This is a genomic window from Rathayibacter tanaceti, assembly GCF_009834165.1.
In the GTDB taxonomy this organism is placed as follows: Bacteria; Actinomycetota; Actinomycetes; order Actinomycetales; family Microbacteriaceae; genus Rathayibacter; species Rathayibacter tanaceti.
Genome location: NZ_CP047186.1, coordinates 756,665 through 774,568 on the forward strand (window position 1 = coordinate 756,665; position 17,904 = coordinate 774,568).

A 17,904-nucleotide genomic window follows, 5' to 3' on the forward strand; every position below is an offset into this window, starting at 1 on the left:
CCCGGGTCCTGCGTGGCAGGACCCGGGCCTTCGTCGTGGGTGGCCGTGTGAGGGGCGGGAGGGGGCGGCGCCTTCGGCGGCCGGGGGCAGGGGGAGGAAGAGCGGCAGGGATGCACGACTTCGCTGGGGGCGGAAGGGGGAGAGTCGGCGAAAGGGCGGGGTTAGGGTCGAGCGGTGAGCAGGATGGGTGACGTCGCCGCAGGGGGCGGGATGCGCGGGGGCGCGCGCGGAGGAAGAGTCTCGCGCAGTGATGCCGAGGGGCAGCGGGCCCTCAACGAGGCCGCGCCCAGGGTGGACGATCTGCTGAAGCGGATCGCCCAGCTGTTCCGGGACCATCGGCCTCGGCTGACCCTCACCGTCGTCCTCGTACTGGTCGGCGCGGCGCTGACCGTGGTGCCTCCACTGCTCACGCAGCTCGCGTTCGACCACGGGTTGTTCCCGCCCGACGGACGGCCCGACCTTCCCGTCCTGCTCGAACTGGTCGGCGTGATGGTGCTCGTCTGGGCGCTCTCGGCCGTCCTCGGCGTCTGGCAGACCTACCTCACGGCCACTGTCGGCAACACCGTGATGGGCCAGCTGCGCATCCGCCTGTTCCGTCATCTCCAGGCGATGGAGCTCGGCTTCTTCACGCGCACCCGCACCGGAGTGATCCAGTCACGTCTCGCCAACGACGTCGGTGGTGTGGCCAGTGTGCTCACCAACACCGTCTCGAGCGTCCTCGGCAACACCGTGACCGTCATCGCGGCCGTCGTCGCGATGCTCCTCCTCTCGTGGCAGATGACGATCGTCGCCCTGGTGCTGATGCCGGTGCTCGTGATCGCGCAGCGTCGCGTCGGACAGGTGCGCGCCCGCATCGCGACGAAGACGCAGGAGTCGCTCTCGGAGATGACGGCCATCACGCAGGAGGCGCTGAGCGTCTCAGGGATCCTGCTGGCCAAGAGCTTCGGCAGGCAGGAGTCGGAGGTCGCCCGCTACGCGGACGAGAACGGTCGGCAGATCGACCTCCAGGTGCGCCAGCAGATGTCCGGCCAGTGGTTCTTCGCGACGGTGCAGATCTTCCTCTCGGTCATCCCCGTGATCGTCTACCTCGTGGCGGCCTGGCTCATCCTCGGCGGAACCACGGTCACCGCGGGCACTGTCGTCGCGTTCACAACGGTGCAGGCCCGGCTGATGTGGCCGCTGCTCGGCTTGATGCGCGTCGCCCTCGACCTCCAGACGGCCGGCGCCCTGTTCGCCCGCATCTTCGAGTACCTCGACCTGCGCCCGGCGATCAGCGACAGTGCCGCGGCGCGCGAGGTCGCCGGCGAGCTCGGCCGCGTGCAGCTGGACGACGTCGTCTTCCGCTACCCGGATCAGCCGGAGGACGCCCGACCGACTCTCGACCACGTCTCCGTCTCGATCGAGCCCGGCCAGTTCGTCGCCTTCGTCGGCCCCTCCGGAGCGGGCAAGACGACGGTCTCGTATCTCATCCCGCGACTCCACGACGTCACCGCAGGCGCCGTGCGCTTCGCCGGCACCGACGTGCGCGAGCTGCGCCAGGAGTCGCTCGTCGCCCACATCGGGATCGTCAGTCAGGAGACGTACCTGTTCCACGCGAGCATCGCCGACAACCTCCGCTACGCGCGACCCGACGCGACGCAGGAGGAGCTCGAGGCAGCCGCCCGCGCGGCGAACATCCACGCGACGATCACGTCGTTCCCCGACGGCTACGACACGCTGGTCGGCGAGCGCGGCTACCGCCTCTCGGGAGGCGAGAAGCAGCGGCTCGCCATAGCGCGGGTGCTGCTCAAGGACCCGGCTGTCCTCATCCTCGACGAGGCGACCAGCGCCCTCGACACCGTCTCGGAGCGCGCGGTGCAGACGGCGCTCGACGACGCCGCCCGGGGACGGACCACGATCGCGATCGCCCACCGGCTCTCGACGGTCGTCTCGGCCGACGTGATCCACGTGGTCGAGAGCGGACGGATCGTCGAGTCGGGCACGCACCGGGAGCTGCTCAGCCGCGGCGGGCTTTACGCCTCGCTGTACGCGCAGCAGTCGGAGCCGGCACTGCCTGCCTGACGACGACTACTCGCAGGCGACTCCGTCACCGTCGCGGTCGAGCGAGCGGCTGTAGCCCGCGTCTCCGGTGCGGATCGGAGCGGCGCCCGCCGCCTTCACGGCGGTGCAGTTGGCGTAGGAGACGGAGCCGCTGCCGCTGGAGGGCGCCGCCGGGACGACCTGAGCCGGAGCAGCCTGTGCGGGCACGGCAGCGGACGGGTGGGATCGGTCATGATGTGCTCCTCGGCGGCGGGCCTGCGCCCGCGGTCGGGGCGTCCGGAGCATCGAACCGCCGTCTGTCGGCTGGGGCACGGCAATTCCACGCGGCGGTGCGCTCTCCCCGAGCCGACCGCCCCTCGCCGCGGTGCCGACCGGGCGCGGAGTCACTCCGCGGGACGGTCGGCGAGCATCTGCTCCATCAGCGAGATCTCGGCCTCCTGGGCCTTCACGACCGACGTGGCGAAGTCGGTCGCGACCGTGACGCGGCTCCGGGCGAGCAGCGCCTCCGCCATGTCGATGGCGCCGCGGTGGTGGGCGGTCATCAGCTCGAGGAACATCCGGTCGAAGGCGCGGCCCGAGGTGTTGCCCAGCTCGGTGATCTGCGCGGGTGTCGCCAACCCCGGCATGCTCGAGGGCACCACTCCGTCCTCGGTCCCCATGCCCATCGCCGAGTGCTCGTCGGCGGCTCCGGCCAGCGTCGGCCGGCCCATCCACGTCATCGACGGCTCGGGGGCGGCCTGCGGAAGACCCCACGAGGTGAGCCAGCCGAAGAGCTGTCCGGCCTGCTGCTGCTGGGTGAGCAGGATGTCCTTCGAGACGGTCAACACCTCGGCGTCGGTACTGCGCTCGCGGGCGATCATCGCCAGCTCGGCGCCCTGCAGGTGGTGGACCTGCATGTCGCGCGCGAAACCCGCCTCCGCACTGCTGCTCGACGGAGTGGCGGAGGAGGCGAAGGGAGCGAGGGCGCCGAACAGGTAGCCGCCGGCCGCGCCGAGGAGCAGCGCGACGACCGCAACCGCGGCGACGAGGACGCGGCCCCTACTGCTTGCCGGGCGCATCGATCCCCCCTGTGCAGGGGGCGCCGGGCTCGGGAGCGCTCGAGGACTGCCAGAAGCGCTCGACGAACGCGTCGAGGCGGGGGTCGTCGGGGGAGTCGATCGAGACCTGCGCGTCCCACGCGCTGAGCACGATCGGCGACTCGAGGCCCTCGTAGGGCGAGACGACGGAGTAGGTGTCGGGCATCGCCTCGATCAGCGCGTCGACCTCGCTCTGCGGGAGCGCCGGGTCGTAGGTGGCCCAGACGGCGCCGTGCTCGAGGTCGTGCACGGCGTTCTCCTCGGGCACGGGCTGGTCGTAGACGCCGCAGTTCATCCAGACGGCGTTGTGCGGGCCGCCGGCCGGAGGGCTCTGCGGGTAGTCGACGGTTCCAGCGACGTGCGTCGCGTCGTTCTCGAAGGTCTGCAGCCCGTCGATCTGGCGGGCCTCGACGATCTGCTGGTTGCCGAACACGGTGACGGCGACGATGCCCCCGACCGCGAGGACCGCGAGAGCCGAGAGCGACCAGATCCAGATGCGGGAGCCGCGCTTGCGGCGCTCCTGCTCGCGCTTGTAGGCCTCGAGCTTCGCCTGGCGGGCACGGTTCTTGGCGGACATCGTGTCTCTGGGCACGGCGGCGTCTCTCGTTCTGGTGGCGGTAGGCACCCGGCGGGCGGGGGCGGGCGCCTGAGAGGCGCTCTCAGAGGATAACGAGACAGCCTTCGGATCGGATCAACGCCCGCGGCGGCCGGGGCGCTGGCGCTCGACCGGCAGGTCAGCCCGCGAAGGTCAGCCAGAGCAGCAGGCCGTTGAGCACGATCAGGAACAGCGCCGCCAGCGCGGCGGCGACCGTGGTGAACCAGCGGTTGACCTGATCGCCCATCAGCCGGCGGTCCCGGGTGAGGACCACCAGCGGCACCAGGGCGAACGGGATGCCGAACGAGAGGACCACCTGGCTGAGCACCAGAGCCCGCGTCGGGTCGAAACCGATCGCGAGCACCAGCAGCGCCGGGATCAGCGTCACCATCCGACGGGCGACCATCGGCACCCGGACGTGCAGGAGGCCGTGCATGATCTCTGCTCCGGCGTAGGCGCCGACCGAGGTCGAGGCGAGACCGGAGGCGAGCAGGCCGACCGCGAACAGCGTCGCCACGACCGGCCCGAGGGCCGCGCCGATCGCCGCGTGCGCGCCCTCGAGGCTGTCCGTGCCGGCGACCCCCGCCAGAGAGTGCGCGGCGAGGAGGAGGATCGCCAGATTCACGGTGCCGGCGATGGCGAGCGCGACGGTGACGTCGATCCGGGTCGCGACGAGGATCCTCCGCCGGGCGCCGACGCCCTGTACGTGCCCGAAGCGATCGCGGGCGAGAGCGGAGTGCGCGTAGATCGCGTGCGGCATCACCGTCGCGCCGAGGATGGAGGCCGCGAGCAACACCGATTCCGCGCCCTCGAACCGGGGCACGAGACCGGCGATGGCCTCGCCGGCATCGGGCGGATCGACGACCACTCCGACGGTGAAGCCGACGGCGATCAGGACCATCAGCCCCGTGATCACGCGCTCGAACGGCTGCGCTCCGCCGCGTGTCTGCACCAGGAGCAGCACCAGGGAGACGGCTCCGGTCAGCAGACCGCCGGCCAGCAGCGGCAGCCCGAAGAGCAGGTTCAGCGCGATCGCTCCGCCGATCACCTCGGCCAGGTCGGTCGCCATCGCCACCGTCTCTGCCTGGAGCCAGTAGGCCCGGCGCCCCCAGCGCCCACGGATGCGGTCGCCGAGCAGCTCCGGCAGGCTGCGGCCGGTCATCAGGCCGAGCTTGGCCGAGAGGTACTGGATCAGCCACGCCATCAGGTTGCCCAGCACCACGACCCAGACCAGGAGATAGCCGAAGCGGGCGCCCGCCGTCATATTGCTGGCGACGTTGCCCGGGTCGAGGTAGGCGACTCCGGCGACCATCGCCGGGCCGAGCAGCAGGAAGAGGCGGGTGTCGGCCGGGCGCCGCGGCGGAGCGGCGATCGGAGAGCTCATGCGTGGTCCGTTCCGGGGTCGTCGTGGGCGCTCGCGGACCCCCACGATAGGGCACCTCGCGGCGCGGCGACAGCATCTCCGCGGTGCGGCCCGGATGCGCCTCCTGGCCGTCTCACCGCCTCCCGTCACGCGCCCCGGAGCGGTTGCTACGCTGGCGGGATGACCCTGGATCGAGCCCTGCCCGCACGCCCGGAAACCGGGATGGCGTACGCCGAATCGGTGCTCGATCTCATCGGCGACACCCCACTGGTGAAGCTCGGCCCGGTCGCTGCCGAGGTGCGGGCGACCGTCCTGGTGAAGGTCGAGTACCTCAACCCGGGAGGCTCCTCGAAGGACCGCATCGCGACCCGCATCATCGACGCCGCCGAGCGCGACGGCCTGCTCAAGCCGGGCGGCACGATCGTCGAGCCGACGAGCGGCAACACCGGCATCGGCCTCGCCCTCGTCGCCCAGCAGCGCGGCTACCGCTGCGTGTTCGTGCTGCCCGACAAGGTGGGCGAGGACAAGCGGAACGTGCTCACTGCGTACGGTGCCGAGATCGTGGTCACGCCGACCGCCGTCGCTCCGGAGGACCCCGCCTCCTACTACTCGGTCTCGGACCGGCTCGCCCGCGAGATCCCCGGCGCCTTCAAACCCAACCAGTACGCGAACCTCAACGGCCCGCTCAGCCACTACGAGACCACCGGACCCGAGATCTGGCGCGACACCGCCGGCCGGCTCACCCACTTCGTCGCCGGTGTCGGCACGGGCGGCACGATCAGCGGAGTCGGCCGTTACCTCAAGGAGGTCTCCGAGGGCCGGGTGCAGATCGTCGGCGCCGATCCCGAAGGCTCGGTCTACTCCGGTGGCGGGGGCAGGCCCTACCTCACGGAGGGGGTCGGCGAGGACTTCTGGCCGAGCGCCTACGACCCGAGCGTGGTCGACCGGATCATCGCCTCCAGCGATGCGGAGTCGTTCGCGATGACCCGCCGTCTCGCGCGTGAGGAGGGCCTGCTGGTGGGCGGCTCGAGCGGACTCGCCGTCTCGGTGGCGCTGAAGGCGGCCGCCGAGCTCGGCCCCGACGACGTGGTGGTCGTGCTGCTCCCGGACGGCGGGCGCGGCTACCTCGGCAAGATCTTCAACGATCGCTGGATGCGCTCCTACGGCTTCCTCGAACTGCGCGACGAGGGCTCCGTCCGCGACGTGCTCCGCGCCCGCGCGGCCAGCCCGCAGACCGGCGAGCTGCCGGCCCTCGTGCACGCGCATCCCACCGACACCGTCCGCGACGCCATCGGCATCATGACCGAGTACGGGGTCTCGCAGCTGCCGGTGCTGAGTGCCGAGCCGCCGGTGGTGATGGGCGAGGTGGTCGGCGCGGTCGACGAGCGCGAGCTGCTCGACCGGGTCTTCACCGGAACCGCCTCGATGAACGACCCTCTCGGCGACTGTGTGAGCGACTCCCTCCCCCTGATCGGGCTCGGCGAGAGCATCGCCGCCGCCCGCGCTGCCCTCACCGACCGCAGCGCCCTCCTCGTCACCGACGAGGGCAAGCCCGTCGCCGTGATCACACGGCAGGACCTCCTCACCTACGCCACGGCCTGACCGCCGTCGGCCCCCGCACCTCCGACCCAGGGAGCCCGCACCATGCCCAAGAAGCAGCATTTCGACACCCGCGCCATCCACGCCGGTCAGGAGTTCGACCCGACCACCGGCGCGGTCGTCCCGCCGGTCTACCTGACCTCGACGTTCGTCCAGGACGGCATCGGCGGGTTCCGCGGCGGCTACGAGTACGCCCGCTCGGCGAATCCGACCCGCGACTCCCTCCAGGAGCTGATCGCGTCGATCGAGGGCGCGGACGTCGCGTACTCCTTCTCCTCGGGCCTCGCCGCTGAGGACACGCTGCTGCGTGCCGCGCTCGCGCCCGGCGACCACGTGGTGCTCGGCAACGACGCCTACGGCGGCAGCCACCGCCTGATCGACCGCGTGCACGGCGCCTGGGGCGTACGGAACACCCCCGTCGACATGTCGAATCTGCGCGAGGTGCAGCGGGCGATCGTCCCCGGCGAGACGAAGATGCTCTGGGTCGAGACGCCCTCCAACCCGCTCATGACGATCAGCGACATCGCCGAACTGGCCGACCTGGCCCACGCGCACGACCTGATCGTCGTCGTCGACAACACCTTCGCCTCCTCCGCGCTGCAGCAGCCGCTGGCGCTCGGCGCCGATGTGGTGGTGCACTCGACCACGAAGTACCTCGGCGGGCACTCCGATGTCGTCGGCGGTGCGCTGGCGCTGCGCTCGGGGCCTCTGGCCGAGAAGATCGCATTCCTGCAGTTCGCCGTCGGAGCGATCTCGGGCCCGATGGATGCGTGGCTGACGGTCCGCGGCATCAAGACCCTCGGGGTGCGGATGGAGCGGCATTCGACGAATGCGCAGGCGGTCGCGGAGTTCCTCGTCGAGCACCCCGCGGTGACGGCGGTGCACTACCCGGGCCTGCCGAGCCACCCCGGCCACGAGCTCGCGAAGCGCCAGATGTCGCGGTTCGGCGGGATGCTCTCGCTGGAGCTGGCGACCCCTCGCGCGGCCCGGAAGTTCGCGGAGTCGACCGAGCTGTTCCAGCTGGCGGAGTCGCTGGGAGGGGTCGAGTCGCTGATCGGCTACCCGAGCGAGATGACGCACGCGTCGGTCAAGGGCACGCCGCTGGAGGTGTCGGAGTCGCTCGTGCGACTCTCGGTGGGCATCGAGGATCCGGGCGACCTGATCGCCGATCTGGCGGCGGCGCTCCCGAAGCGCTAGGCGTACTGCCCGGGGAGGTTGGTCAACCGTGTTCCCGGTGGCGGTGTGGGGCCGGTGGTGGTTGTAGTGGACCGCACCCGATTCGATGGACTCGGGGTGGACTGCCGGGGTTCCCGAGCTGTAGGAGCCTATAAGGCTTATGCGAAATCTGCTTGATCGAGGTGAAATCGTGCGTGTCGGTCACGAATAACACCGGCTGATCCGCTCTGCTTGAAGAGCAACTTGTAACAGGAACTCTTCACAAAGAGCGTTATTCACAAGGTTTTTACCAGCCGAGTCGGTAAAGTTTGAGTTTTGTGATGGCGGGGATTTCGGTGAGGCGTCCGCGGTAGCCGGTGGCGATGATTTTCCAGTTCTTGAAGTGGGAGATGCATCTCTCGACCGCGGATCGGGTTCTGGAGATTTCCCCGTTCGATTTCTTGGTATTTTCATCGAGAGTGCTGCCGCGGGATCGTCTACGGGGAGTGGTCGCGGTCGTGCCGATACAGCCGGGATCGGCGATCCAATCCGCGTCATCGAGGATCGGTTCCCCACCGCAGAGTGCAAGAGCGGCACGATCGTGGCGGGCACCGGCGATGGGGTCTGACGCGGCGAGGAGGCTGCCGTCCAGGTCTGCGGCTCTCTGCACGGTGATCGAAGTAGAGCAGGTGCCCGTTTTGCGGGGTAACGGTGCGGTAGAGGTAGGAGATCCGGACGAGCTGACCGGCCGCGACGAGATCCTCCCTCGTCGACCAGCGCGATTTCGTGAAGTCCAGCTACTCTCCTCGGACAGCTTGCGACTCGGCACTCGTAGCACTCCTCGGATCTTCGATGAATGTGAGGAGGCGATCCGCGTCGGGCCGCCAGAGTACCGTCTTTTGCGTCGTGACGTAGCCTCCGTTGCTGGCCTCACGAAGGAACGGCTGCTCAAACACCATGAGCAACCCATCGGAGTGGAATTCCTGAAGATAAGCTAGGAGTTCCTCGCGATCACGCTCGAGGAGACCAACAAGCGTCTTGCCAGCCGAAGAAGTCTCGAAGGCAAGCATGTTCGACTCACCGCTCATGTGCCGCTGCATCTCCCGCAAGATCTGGAAATGTTCTAGGTCGTACTTGGCGACGAGGCGTTGAAGCCGATCACGCGCAGGGTCGCCACCTGTGCGCACGAACCCGTTGATAAGACCGATCCAGATGAACTCGCGCTTTTCTTCGGCCGATGTCTCGATCGCGGCACGGTAGGCACGCGTGATGGCCGCGTCAAACTCCTCGTGCATGAGCGCCTGTCGCCAAGCAAGCTCATCGACCTGGTCCTTCAGCTCCGCCACCAGACGTCGCAAACTTTCGATGGCCCGGCGATGCTGCCGTTCGGTGGCTGAGGGCAGCAGCTCATTCGCGAGCCCGCCAAGTTCACCGGCCACAGAAGTTATCATTCGCACAATAGTGAGCGCGAAATCGCCATCGGTCATATCCAGAGGATCGATCTGCGCGCCGGAATTCGACGGCTCAAATTGACTGTCCATAATTCATCCCTTCGTCCTTGCGCGGCTCCTGGTCCGTTCACACCGACTGGATAGCGGTGGCTCTACCTGACATGATCGCCACTATTTTCCGCCACATCTACCTCGTCGGGCGGACAGCTACGCGACCTCATTGCTCTCGGGACGGATGCTGTCTAGGCCAATGATTCTCGCCCCGGAGGCAGGTTCCCGCGGCTTGGGCTCGAAGGTGAAATTGTCCGCGATCCCAATGCACATTCGGATTGCTGGCATGACAGGGGCTAAGACGAAGTTCAGTATCGTCTCAGAGAAGCGGACCGGTGCATGCGCGGGGTGGTACCAGTGACGACGGTCATACCAATCGTGGCTGGGCCTTAGAGCAACGGCGCCGCGGGCCGCGATCAGGCTCAGCGCTATCGTCAACGAGATGAGCGCCGTCCGGTAGGCGGCGACGCCCAACACCACCGAGGCTGGCAGCAGGAGGAGCCAGGCGACCTCGGCGCCGTGGACGCGCCAACGCAAAGGATAGAGCCCCGCGGCCACGGAGGCTATCCACGCGGCGGGCGCGATCGCTGGACGAGCGAGCCAATTCGCAACTGCGTCGATCCAGGACACGTCGGTGACGCCGAAGACGTGCGCAACCTGGTATGCCGCAACAACCGGGTCCGCCGTGATATCGCGGAGCTGGTCGACGTGACCCCAGTTGAGCTGGATCGTCGCCCCGAGCAGCAGCGCAAGACCGATACTCACGGCCGAGGAAGACAGACGCTTCACGACCTTCTTCAACCGGTCGTTGAACGCCCCGAGCAGCACGCCGGTGCCCATCGATATCGGATCAGCCATGCTCTGTGTCCCTTCGCATCCGTACCTGCAGGAGACTACGCGGAACCACCGACAACGAACGCCACCTCCGAGTTCGCGGTTCCGAGAGGTCGCGTTGACGAACCGAACTCCCAGTTGAGTTGCTCGGCGCGCTGGCCCTCTGCATCGAGCAAGAACAACTCCGGGGGCTCGATCCCGATCCACCCGGTGATTTGCTCGACGCTGGCAAGTGAGAGATTACGGCTGCCGCGCTCGACCTGGCCGACGTAGGTCAGGGACTTGCCGACCTGGTGGGCCAGGTCTTCTTGGGAGAGGCCGAGGCGCTTACATGCGGTGCGGCGGTTGCGGCCGACGATGGCGTGAGGTGCCCCTGAGGTGCCCTATTCTTTCTGGAGCACCACGGAATTGGTAAGATTGCGGCGTTGACCGAAAGGATTGTCGGCATGTCCCAGTTCCCATGGGAAATAATGAGGCTTATGCAAAATTGGTTTCGTTCTGGGTGAAGAAGATTAGTCCGCGGACGGCGTTGAAGGCGTCTGGGAAAGTGCGCAGTGGTCGTCTGTAGTCGGTGTGGAAGATTCGCCAGGTTTTGATGTTAGCGATTGTTCTCTCGATCACGTAGCGGTGAGTGTTCACGAAACGGTTGTGCTGTTTCGCGTGCTCTGGCAAATGTTCTTCGCCGGGTCTCCTTTTTATTGGTGTGATCATTCCGGCGCCTTGGTAGCCTTTGTCGGCCAAAGTATTCGAGAGGTTGATGATGTCGGCCAAGTGTGATTCTCGGAATGCGTGAGCATCATGGTGTTTGCCCGGAATCGGATCCGAAATGTGGATCAGCCGACCGGAGAGATCGGCGAGGACCTGGCAGGTGTGCCCCGTGGTCTTGTGTTTGCCGGAGTACAGCTCGGGCGCGTCTGCTCAGGACCAGCACGGGAGGAGGGTCCCGTCGATGACGGCCGTCGTCTCGCCGACCGCAGCCTCGACGTCCGGCTGCTCGTCGTCGGTCACGACAGTGAGCATCGCTTCCACTAGCGCGATTGTTCGCGACACGGTCGACTGACTGACACCGACCACATCGGCGATCAACTGTTCGGTGACGTTGTGGCGATAGTAGAGAAGAGTGACCTGTAGTGCCCCGGCGAGCGACAGTCTGCGTGGCCGTCCTCGCCGCCGCTGCCACAGGAATTCGTTTTCGATCCGTTCGGCGAGAATCGCATATTGCTCGGTCGTCATCCCTGTAGTAGTCTGCTTGTGCGCCGGCTGGTTCCTTTGCGAAGAGTTTCTGTTGGAAGTTGCTCTTCAAGCAAAGCGGATCAGCCGGTGTTTTTCGTGACCGACACGCACTAATTTATACTGGGTCAATCGATTTTTGCATAAGCCTCACTGTAGACGGAGTGAGCAAGTCGTACGGCTCGCGGACCGTTGTGGATGACGTGTCATTCGACGTCATCGGAGGACGCCTCACCGGGTTCGTCGGGGCGACCGGCGCGGGGAAGACGACGACGATGCGGATCATGCTCGGTGTCCTCAGGCCGGATACCGGCGACGTGCGGATGGATGGCGTTCCTATGAATACGGAGGACCGTCGACGATTCGGCTACATGCCGGAGGAACGCGGGCTCTATCCCAAGATGAGGGTCCTTGAGCAGCTCGTGTACCTGCTGCATAGCCGTCGTGGCGGCGGTCGGGCTGCGCGTGACCGGACAGGTCGACCTGCTCGGCCAGCTCGGGGGATCCATCGGCTGGTTCGTGCTGTTCTTCGCCGTGGGGTTCGTGCTCATCGCGGCCCTCTACGCGGCAGCTGCGGCGCTGGTGTCGCGCCAGGAGGACGTCGGGAGCGTCACCGCTCCGGTGATGTTTCTGCTGATCATCCCCTACTTCCTCATCATCTTCTACAACGACGACGAGAGCGTCCTCCGGATCATGTCGTACGTCCCGTTCTCGGCGCCGATCGGCATGGCCGTGCGGATCTTCACGGGATCCGCCTTGTGGTGGGAGCCCTTCCTGTCCCTGGCCGTGATCATCGTGAGCACAGCCGTGGTTGTCTCACTGGGCGCCCGGGTTTACGGCAACTCCCTGCTGCGCACCGGATCGCGCGTCCGCCTCGGCGAGGCGCTCTCCGGCAAGAGTGCCTGACGGACCCCGGAAGCTAGTTCTAACGAATGGAGCGAACATGCACATCATCCAGCTTGTCCTCGGACTCGTCGTCGGGTGCGGCGTCGCCCTCCTCGTCGGCGGGACTGCCCTCGGTTGGCTCCTGCTCGCCGCCGGGGTCGCCGGGCTCCTCACCACTGTCCGGGGGATGGTGCGTCGATGGGAGTCGTGAGCGGCGGCTGACGCGGACGAAGGGCCGGCATGCGCTGCATGCCGGCTCTCCTTCGTCAGGCGACTAGGTGATCGCGACAATCAACCCGCCGATGGCGACTGCGGTCACGAAGCCGGCGACGAACTCGCTGTCCGGCGCATCCATGGTCTCGACTTCGTCGACGGCCAGGTCGAGCATGCTCACTCGGAGAGGCGGGCACTGGCAGGGTGGACGCATGTCCACTCCGCGCCGCATCGTCGACCTCAGTCACACCGTCTCCCACGGACTCGTCACCTACCCCGGCCTCCCCGCGCCGCGCATCCGCCCGCACCTCACCAGGGAGGCGTCCCGCCGCTCCTACGCGCCCGGCACCGAATTCGCGATGGACGTGATCGAGATGATCGGCAACACCGGCACCTACCTCGACAGTCCGTTCCACCGCTACGAGGACGGGGCCGACCTCGCGGGGCTGGATCTCGAGACGCTGGTCGACCTGCCTGCCGTCGTCGTCGACGCGAGCGGCGCCTCCGAGCGAGGCGGTGACGGGCGGGGCATCGCCGCGGAGGCGGTGGCCGGCCTCGACGTCCGCGGCGCCGCCGTGCTGCTGCGCACGGGCTGGGACGCGCACTTCGCCACGCCGGAGTACGCCTCCGGTGCGCCGTTCCTGACGGAGGACGGCGCGGAGGCGCTCATCGCGGGCGGCGCGGTGCTGGTCGGCATCGACTCCCTCAACATCGACGACACCGAGTCCGGTGGCGCCCGGCCCGCGCACACCCTCCTCCTCGCCGCGGGTGTGCACGTGGTCGAGCACCTCACCGGTCTGGCGGAGCTGCCCGCTGCGGGCGCCCGGTTCACCGCCGTGCCGCCGAAGGTGAGCGGCTTCGGGACCTTCCCCGTTCGGGCCTTCGCGGTCGTCGACGGCCGCTGACGACCACCGGGCGTTCAGGAGCGTCCGACTACCCTGGAGTGATGCATCCCGCTCTCGCCGCCCTCGGTCGGCGCGTCCGGCCCCGCACGCGCCTCGCCGCTCTGGGCCGTCGCGTCCGCCCCCGGACGCGGATCCTCCAGGCAGTCGGCGCCCTCCGTACCGCGGGGCGCCGGGTGGGCGAGTGGCGTGCCGCCGCCGTCGCCGCGCGGCCGATCGACCACCCGGCCTCGCTCGCGTTCCGACGTGAACTGTTCGTGCTCGCCCTCGCGAACCGCTTCTCCCGCCGCAGCGCGGTCGACCCCGACGGCGACGTCGTCGTCACGATGACCACGCACGGCGAGCGGCTCCAGCGGGTGCACGTCGCCCTCGAGTCGATCGCCCGGGGCGAGGCCCGCCCCGCCCGGCTCGTGCTCTGGCTGGACGATCCGGCGCTGCACGCCGACCTCCCCGCCCCGCTGCGCCGCCTCCGCCGCCGCGGAGTCGAGGTCCGCCTCGTCGACGGCTACCGGGTGCACACCAAGTACTACCCGCACCTGCTGTCGGGGCGTGCGGGCGAGCGCGACCTCGTCACCTCCGACGACGACATCGTCTACCCGAGCACCTGGCTCCGCGGGCTCCTCGATGCGCGCTCCCGCTACCCGCGCGAGACGGTGCTCTGCTACCGCGCCCACCGCGTCGGGGTGACCGACGGAGCGGTCGCTCCGTACACGAGCTGGACGCCGGTCGCCGACACCCGCGCCGCCGCGGACGTCTTCGGAACCTCCGTCTCGGGGCAGCTGCTCCCGAGCGCGCTGCTCAAGGAGATCGCCGCGCACGGAGAGGCCTTCCGCGACATCGCGCCCGACGCCGACGACATCTGGCTGCACGTGCGCGCCGTCGACGCGGGCTATCGGGTCGCGCAGATCGAGCCGCGCGCGCAGCTCTTCCCCTTCGTGCCGCGGACGCAGCAGACCGGGCTCTACCTCGTCAACTACTGGGACGGCGGGAACGACCGCCAGGCCCGCGCCGCCTACATCCCCGAGGTCGCGGCGCGGATCGCCGCGGCGGCGGCCGAGCGGGAGGCGGTCGGCTGATGCGCCTGCTGTTCCTGAGCAACCTCTACCCGCCCCAGGTGCTCGGCGGCTACGAGATGACCTGCGCCCGCGTCGCCGAGGCGATGGCCGCGCGCGGCCACACCGTCCGGGTGCTGACCACGCCGACGTACCTCCCTCCCGAGCCGACGGCGTCACCGGACGTCGAGGTGCACCGCACGCTGAGCCTGCGCACCTATTTTCCGCTGCCGCAGACCGGCACCGAGGTCGCCCGGCTGATGCACCACGAGAGCGCGGTGTCGCGCTTCGAGAACACCCGCATCCTGCTGGAGGAGCTGCGCGACTTCGCGCCGACCCACGTGGTCGCGTTCAATCTGCTCGGCATCGGCGGTCTCGCGCTGATCGACCTGCTGCGCTCCGTCGACGCGCCCTGGCTGTGGAACCTCGGCGACCGCACCCCGAACGCTTTGGTCGATGGTCTGCCCGAGCGCGTGCTCGCCGTCTACGGGGCTCAGACTCCCGACCACTTCGACCGCGGCGAGATCGTGGCCGTGAGCCGCTCACTCGTCGAGACGATCGAGGCCGGCGGGCTGAGCCTCGGCGAGGTCGAGGTGATCGGCCGCGGGGTGACCGTGCCGCCCGATTCGGACGAACCCCGCCGCTACCGCGAGGGAGGCGTCACCCGCTTCACGTTCGCCGCCTCGCTGGGCGAGCACAAGGGTGTCGGGCTCGTGCTGGAGGCGGCGGCCGTCCTCGCCGCCGAGACCCGCGCGTTCCGCGTCGACCTCTACGGAGACGGTGATGTCGACGGCTGGCGGGCACGGGCGGCGGAGGCGGGGCTCGACGGCCTGGTCGAGTTCCACGGTGCGACTCCGCGCGACGAGGTGCTCTCGGCGCACGAGCGGGCTGACGCCTTCCTGTTCCCGACATGGGCGGGGGAGCCGTTCGGCGTGGCTCCCGTCGAGGCGGCGGCGGCCGGATGCGTGCCCATCGTGACCGCGGCGAGCGGAGTCGCGGAGTTCCTGATCGACGGCGTGGACTGCGTCAAGATCACCCGCTCCGCACCCGCCCTGCTCGCGGCCATGCGCGACGTGGTGAGTGGCGCCACCGACCTCGAGGCTCTCGGCCGCCGGGGTCGCGCCGCCGCACGCGGTCCGCTCTCGTTCGAGCGCTCGGTCGAGCTGATCGAGGCCTCCCTCGAGCGGCGTGGCAGGCCGGGGAGCCTCGCCGAGCGCCTCGCCGACACCACGGTCGAGGCCGACATCATGGACAAGGACGAGCGGGCGATGGACGTGCTCCACCGCAGCCTCTCCGGACGGGATCACGACGATGAGCACTGACCACGACTTCCTCCAGGACCCCTCCTCAGCTCCTTCCCGCTTCGGGCGGGGCGGCACCGCCCTGCGCGAGGCCGTGCACAAGCTGGTCTCGCCCTGGTTCGAGCAGGCGAGGCTGCGCACGGAGGAGGTGCGCGCCGAGACGGAGGAGCTGCGCGGCGAGATCGCGGGGCTGCGCGCCGAGCTCCGGGGCGAGCTGGGCACCGTGCGCGACGAGTGCGCAACGTTGCGGGCCGAGACGGCGGGCCTGCGCGCTCGACTGGACGAGCTGGGCGGGTCGCTGGCGGCGCTGCGCGACACCGTGCAGCAGGAGGCGGAGGCGGCACCCGGCCGATTCGTCGCGGTCGACGAGCGAGCCGCCGAGCTCGACGAGCGCCTCCGTGGGGCCGAGCTGGAGCTGCGCGCGGTGACGCGCCGCGTCGCGGAGGCCCTCGACCGCTGATGCCGGCCCGCCGCCCACGACGTGTTCCGGCGCGCGAGTGGGCGAGGGAGGGGTGTCGGATCCGCGCGGAGCTCCTTCTGCGACCGGCCGCGGACGCCGTCCGGTCGCCGTGATCCCTCCCGCTGAGACAGCCCGGTGCGGGGGCGTCGCCCGGGCTGCTCCGACCGACGGTGCCCAGCGCCGGCGCGAGGTCGATCGCGGTGACCACGGTGTCGGCGGCGTGGCCGTCAGACTGGCTCCATGAGCGCGCTGAGGGTCGTCGTCGCACCGGATTCGTTCAAGGGATCGGCGACGGCGGTCGAGGTCGCGCAGGCGCTCGCCGCGGGCTGGCGGGCGGCCCGCCCGGGCGACGAGGTGGTCCTCGCTCCGATGGCCGACGGAGGCGAGGGCACGGTCGCGGTGTTCGCGGCCGCCGTCCCGGACGCGCGGCGGAACGCGGTCGCCGTCCCCGGCCCGGCCGGCCGGCCGATCGTGGCCGAGTGGCTGCTCCTGCCCGACGGGACCGCGGTGGTCGAGCTCGCCTCGGCGAGCGGAATGACGCTGGGCCCGCTGCGCCCGCTGACCGCGCACACCCGCGGCTTCGGCCGAGTCATCGCCGCCGCCCTCGACGCCGGGGCACGGTCCCTTCTCCTCGCGATCGGCGGCAGCGCCTCGACCGACGGCGGCGTCGGCGCCCTGCGCGAGCTGGGCGCCCGCTTCCTCACCCTCTCCGGCCACGAGGTGGGAGACGGCGGTGGGTCACTGCTCGATCTCGCGGTCGTCGAGCGGCGTGCACTCCGGCCGGTCCCCGCCGGCGGCGTGCAGGTCCTCTGCGACGTCACGAACCCCCTGCTCGGAGACGCCGGCGCCGCCCGGGTGTTCGGCCCGCAGAAAGGTGCCCGGCCCGAGGAGGTCGTGCGCTTGGACGCCGGTCTCCGCCACCTGGCCGGTCGCCTCGACGCCGATCCGGAGGCCGCGGGCGCCGGGGCGGCGGGCGGAACGGGCTTCGGGCTGCTCGCCTGGGGCGCTCGGCTGGTCCCCGGTGCGGCGGTGGTCGGCGAGGCGCTCGGGCTGCCGGTGCTCGTGGCTGGAGCCGACATCGTCATCACGGGGGAGGGGCGGTTCGACGCGCAGACGGACGCGGGAAAGGTGCCGGCCGCCGTCCTCCGGCTCGCGGAGGCGGCCGGCGCGCGGACGCTGCTCGTCGCGGGGTCGATCCAGGCGCCGACCACGGCGTTCGCCGGGTCTGTGTCTCTGACGGAGGCGGCGGGCTCCGCCTCCGCGGCCCTCGCCGACCCGCTGACGCATCTGCGCGCGGTCGCGAGCGAGCTGGCGCTCTGGTCAGCGTGACATCGGCTGAGCAGGCAGCCCGAGGCGCGACCGCGATGTCGGTGGTCGGGCATACCGTGCGCATATGCGCCCTGCCGACCGTCGAAGCCACGATGTCGTGGTCCGTGCGCCCGTCCGACCCCACCGGTCGGGCATGCCGACACGCCGAGGCGCGTTGTACCCAGGGAACCGGTCGCGGCTTTCCACAGCTGTGGATGGATCGTCCGGATCCGCGTCCTTCCGCGGCTCCGCGGGCTCCGGCCTGTGGATGAACGGGGGAGGAACCGGTGGATAACTACACGGATGTAACTACTACCTCTAGTGGGCTGATGCCAGGTGCCCCCCTATATGTAGTATTGCTGAGCAGGTCGAGCCGCGAGGCCCACCGG

21 protein-coding genes and 1 pseudogene are annotated in these 17,904 nt (G+C 69.5%); 11 read left to right on the forward strand and 11 right to left on the reverse strand.

What is annotated here, in order from left to right; genetic code table 11:
• Positions 1–183 precede the first annotated feature (183 nt).
• Positions 184–2,061 (forward strand): ABC transporter ATP-binding protein, encoded by a 1,878-nt coding sequence (locus tag GSU10_RS03635; RefSeq protein WP_132504832.1) that lies wholly within the window; start codon positions 184–186, stop codon positions 2,059–2,061.
• A 6-nt stretch (positions 2,062–2,067) separates the two neighbouring features.
• Here the strand turns inward: GSU10_RS03635 and GSU10_RS03640 are convergent, their stop codons facing one another.
• From GSU10_RS03640 to GSU10_RS03655, 4 genes are all read right to left on the reverse strand, one after another.
• On the reverse strand, positions 2,068–2,247 hold the full coding sequence (locus GSU10_RS03640) for an excalibur calcium-binding domain-containing protein (RefSeq protein WP_068212269.1): 180 nt from the start codon (positions 2,245–2,247) through the stop codon (positions 2,068–2,070).
• A gap of 176 nt (positions 2,248–2,423) precedes the next feature.
• Positions 2,424–3,098 carry a DUF305 domain-containing protein gene (locus tag GSU10_RS03645; protein WP_068212268.1) on the reverse strand — a complete coding sequence of 225 codons (675 nt, stop codon included), beginning with the start codon at positions 3,096–3,098 and terminating at the stop codon, positions 2,424–2,426.
• Entirely contained in the window at positions 3,079–3,708 is a 630-nt protein-coding gene (locus GSU10_RS03650; protein ID WP_236713661.1) for a DUF3105 domain-containing protein, read from the reverse strand. The genes GSU10_RS03645 and GSU10_RS03650 overlap by 20 nt, the downstream gene beginning before the upstream one ends.
• Positions 3,709–3,850: 142 nt before the next feature.
• Positions 3,851–5,095, reverse strand: coding sequence for an Nramp family divalent metal transporter (locus GSU10_RS03655; protein ID WP_132504724.1), 1,245 nt, complete (start codon positions 5,093–5,095; stop codon positions 3,851–3,853).
• Positions 5,096–5,296: 201 nt separating this feature from the next.
• Here GSU10_RS03655 and GSU10_RS03660 point away from each other — a divergent pair, with 201 nt between their 5' ends.
• Both GSU10_RS03660 and GSU10_RS03665 read left to right on the forward strand, forming a co-directional pair.
• The gene (locus GSU10_RS03660) at positions 5,297–6,676 is read left to right on the forward strand and encodes a cystathionine beta-synthase (RefSeq protein ID WP_068212265.1); all 1,380 of its coding nucleotides are present in this window, start codon (positions 5,297–5,299) and stop codon (positions 6,674–6,676) included.
• Between the two features lie 42 nt (positions 6,677–6,718).
• Positions 6,719–7,870 (forward strand): cystathionine gamma-synthase, encoded by a 1,152-nt coding sequence (locus GSU10_RS03665; RefSeq protein WP_068212263.1) that lies wholly within the window; start codon positions 6,719–6,721, stop codon positions 7,868–7,870.
• A 265-nt stretch (positions 7,871–8,135) separates the two neighbouring features.
• On the opposite strand, the gene GSU10_RS03670 is transcribed toward GSU10_RS03665, so the two are convergent.
• The 6 genes from GSU10_RS03670 to GSU10_RS03695 form a co-directional block, all read right to left on the reverse strand.
• Positions 8,136–8,498: a transposase family protein gene (locus GSU10_RS03670; RefSeq protein WP_158286088.1), complete on the reverse strand. Its 363-nt coding sequence runs from the start codon at positions 8,496–8,498 to the stop codon at positions 8,136–8,138.
• 127 nt (positions 8,499–8,625) lie between these two features.
• Positions 8,626–9,369 (reverse strand): hypothetical protein, encoded by a 744-nt coding sequence (locus tag GSU10_RS03675; protein WP_068212261.1) that lies wholly within the window; start codon positions 9,367–9,369, stop codon positions 8,626–8,628.
• Between the two features lie 117 nt (positions 9,370–9,486).
• Complete coding sequence (locus GSU10_RS03680; RefSeq protein WP_068212259.1) at positions 9,487–10,188, reverse strand: hypothetical protein; 702 nt, start codon at positions 10,186–10,188, stop codon at positions 9,487–9,489.
• A 35-nt stretch (positions 10,189–10,223) separates the two neighbouring features.
• Positions 10,224–10,523, reverse strand: coding sequence for a helix-turn-helix domain-containing protein (locus GSU10_RS15705; RefSeq protein ID WP_082845226.1), 300 nt, complete (start codon positions 10,521–10,523; stop codon positions 10,224–10,226).
• Positions 10,524–10,641: 118 nt separating this feature from the next.
• The gene (locus GSU10_RS03690; protein ID WP_208859925.1) at positions 10,642–11,067 is read right to left on the reverse strand and encodes a transposase family protein; all 426 of its coding nucleotides are present in this window, start codon (positions 11,065–11,067) and stop codon (positions 10,642–10,644) included.
• 15 nt (positions 11,068–11,082) lie between these two features.
• On the reverse strand, positions 11,083–11,397 hold the full coding sequence (locus tag GSU10_RS03695; RefSeq protein WP_068213820.1) for a helix-turn-helix domain-containing protein: 315 nt from the start codon (positions 11,395–11,397) through the stop codon (positions 11,083–11,085).
• Positions 11,398–11,537: 140 nt separating this feature from the next.
• Here GSU10_RS03695 and GSU10_RS15455 point away from each other — a divergent pair.
• From GSU10_RS15455 to GSU10_RS03705, 3 genes and pseudogenes are all read left to right on the forward strand, one after another.
• Positions 11,538–11,861 (forward strand): annotated as a pseudogene (locus GSU10_RS15455) (ATP-binding cassette domain-containing protein); the annotation flags it as partial.
• Complete coding sequence (locus GSU10_RS15460) at positions 11,860–12,300, forward strand: ABC transporter permease (RefSeq protein ID WP_236713721.1); 441 nt, start codon at positions 11,860–11,862, stop codon at positions 12,298–12,300. The pseudogene GSU10_RS15455 and the gene GSU10_RS15460, both read left to right, overlap by 2 nt.
• A gap of 37 nt (positions 12,301–12,337) precedes the next feature.
• On the forward strand, positions 12,338–12,490 hold the full coding sequence (locus GSU10_RS03705) for a hypothetical protein (protein WP_158286071.1): 153 nt from the start codon (positions 12,338–12,340) through the stop codon (positions 12,488–12,490).
• A gap of 63 nt (positions 12,491–12,553) precedes the next feature.
• On the opposite strand, the gene GSU10_RS15650 is transcribed toward GSU10_RS03705, so the two are convergent.
• The gene (locus tag GSU10_RS15650; RefSeq protein ID WP_330220192.1) at positions 12,554–12,667 is read right to left on the reverse strand and encodes a daptide-type RiPP; all 114 of its coding nucleotides are present in this window, start codon (positions 12,665–12,667) and stop codon (positions 12,554–12,556) included.
• 37 nt (positions 12,668–12,704) lie between these two features.
• Here GSU10_RS15650 and GSU10_RS03710 point away from each other — a divergent pair, with 37 nt between their 5' ends.
• From GSU10_RS03710 to GSU10_RS03730, 5 genes are all read left to right on the forward strand, one after another.
• A complete protein-coding gene (locus tag GSU10_RS03710; protein ID WP_132504446.1) occupies positions 12,705–13,397 on the forward strand; it encodes a cyclase family protein in 693 nt (230 codons plus the stop codon).
• 41 nt (positions 13,398–13,438) lie between these two features.
• A complete protein-coding gene (locus GSU10_RS03715) occupies positions 13,439–14,470 on the forward strand; it encodes a glycosyltransferase (protein WP_132504448.1) in 1,032 nt (343 codons plus the stop codon).
• Entirely contained in the window at positions 14,470–15,768 is a 1,299-nt protein-coding gene (locus GSU10_RS03720; RefSeq protein ID WP_068213595.1) for a glycosyltransferase family 4 protein, read from the forward strand. The genes GSU10_RS03715 and GSU10_RS03720 overlap by 1 nt, the downstream gene beginning before the upstream one ends.
• The gene (locus GSU10_RS03725) at positions 15,758–16,207 is read left to right on the forward strand and encodes a hypothetical protein (RefSeq protein ID WP_132504450.1); all 450 of its coding nucleotides are present in this window, start codon (positions 15,758–15,760) and stop codon (positions 16,205–16,207) included. Before GSU10_RS03720 ends, GSU10_RS03725 begins: the two co-directional genes overlap by 11 nt.
• Positions 16,208–16,447: 240 nt before the next feature.
• A complete protein-coding gene (locus GSU10_RS03730) occupies positions 16,448–17,536 on the forward strand; it encodes a glycerate kinase (protein WP_132504452.1) in 1,089 nt (362 codons plus the stop codon).
• Positions 17,537–17,904 lie beyond the last annotated feature (368 nt).

Coding starts and splice junctions, on each gene's coding strand:
- GSU10_RS03675 (WP_068212261.1), bottom strand. CDS start 9,369: ATGGACAGTCAATTTGAGCCGTCGAATTCCGGCGCGCAGATCGATCCT.
- GSU10_RS03715 (WP_132504448.1), top strand. CDS start 13,439: ATGCATCCCGCTCTCGCCGCCCTCGGTCGGCGCGTCCGGCCCCGCACG.
- GSU10_RS03710 (WP_132504446.1), top strand. CDS start 12,705: ATGTCCACTCCGCGCCGCATCGTCGACCTCAGTCACACCGTCTCCCAC.
- GSU10_RS03680 (WP_068212259.1), bottom strand. CDS start 10,188: ATGGCTGATCCGATATCGATGGGCACCGGCGTGCTGCTCGGGGCGTTC.
- GSU10_RS03655 (WP_132504724.1), bottom strand. CDS start 5,095: ATGAGCTCTCCGATCGCCGCTCCGCCGCGGCGCCCGGCCGACACCCGC.
- GSU10_RS03725 (WP_132504450.1), top strand. CDS start 15,758: ATGAGCACTGACCACGACTTCCTCCAGGACCCCTCCTCAGCTCCTTCC.
- GSU10_RS03635 (WP_132504832.1), top strand. CDS start 184: ATGGGTGACGTCGCCGCAGGGGGCGGGATGCGCGGGGGCGCGCGCGGA.
- GSU10_RS03695 (WP_068213820.1), bottom strand. CDS start 11,397: ATGACGACCGAGCAATATGCGATTCTCGCCGAACGGATCGAAAACGAA.
- GSU10_RS03645 (WP_068212268.1), bottom strand. CDS start 3,098: ATGCGCCCGGCAAGCAGTAGGGGCCGCGTCCTCGTCGCCGCGGTTGCG.
- GSU10_RS03705 (WP_158286071.1), top strand. CDS start 12,338: ATGCACATCATCCAGCTTGTCCTCGGACTCGTCGTCGGGTGCGGCGTC.
- GSU10_RS15650 (WP_330220192.1), bottom strand. CDS start 12,667: ATGCTCGACCTGGCCGTCGACGAAGTCGAGACCATGGATGCGCCGGAC.
- GSU10_RS03660 (WP_068212265.1), top strand. CDS start 5,297: ATGGCGTACGCCGAATCGGTGCTCGATCTCATCGGCGACACCCCACTG.
- GSU10_RS03665 (WP_068212263.1), top strand. CDS start 6,719: ATGCCCAAGAAGCAGCATTTCGACACCCGCGCCATCCACGCCGGTCAG.
- GSU10_RS03720 (WP_068213595.1), top strand. CDS start 14,470: ATGCGCCTGCTGTTCCTGAGCAACCTCTACCCGCCCCAGGTGCTCGGC.
- GSU10_RS03730 (WP_132504452.1), top strand. CDS start 16,448: ATGAGCGCGCTGAGGGTCGTCGTCGCACCGGATTCGTTCAAGGGATCG.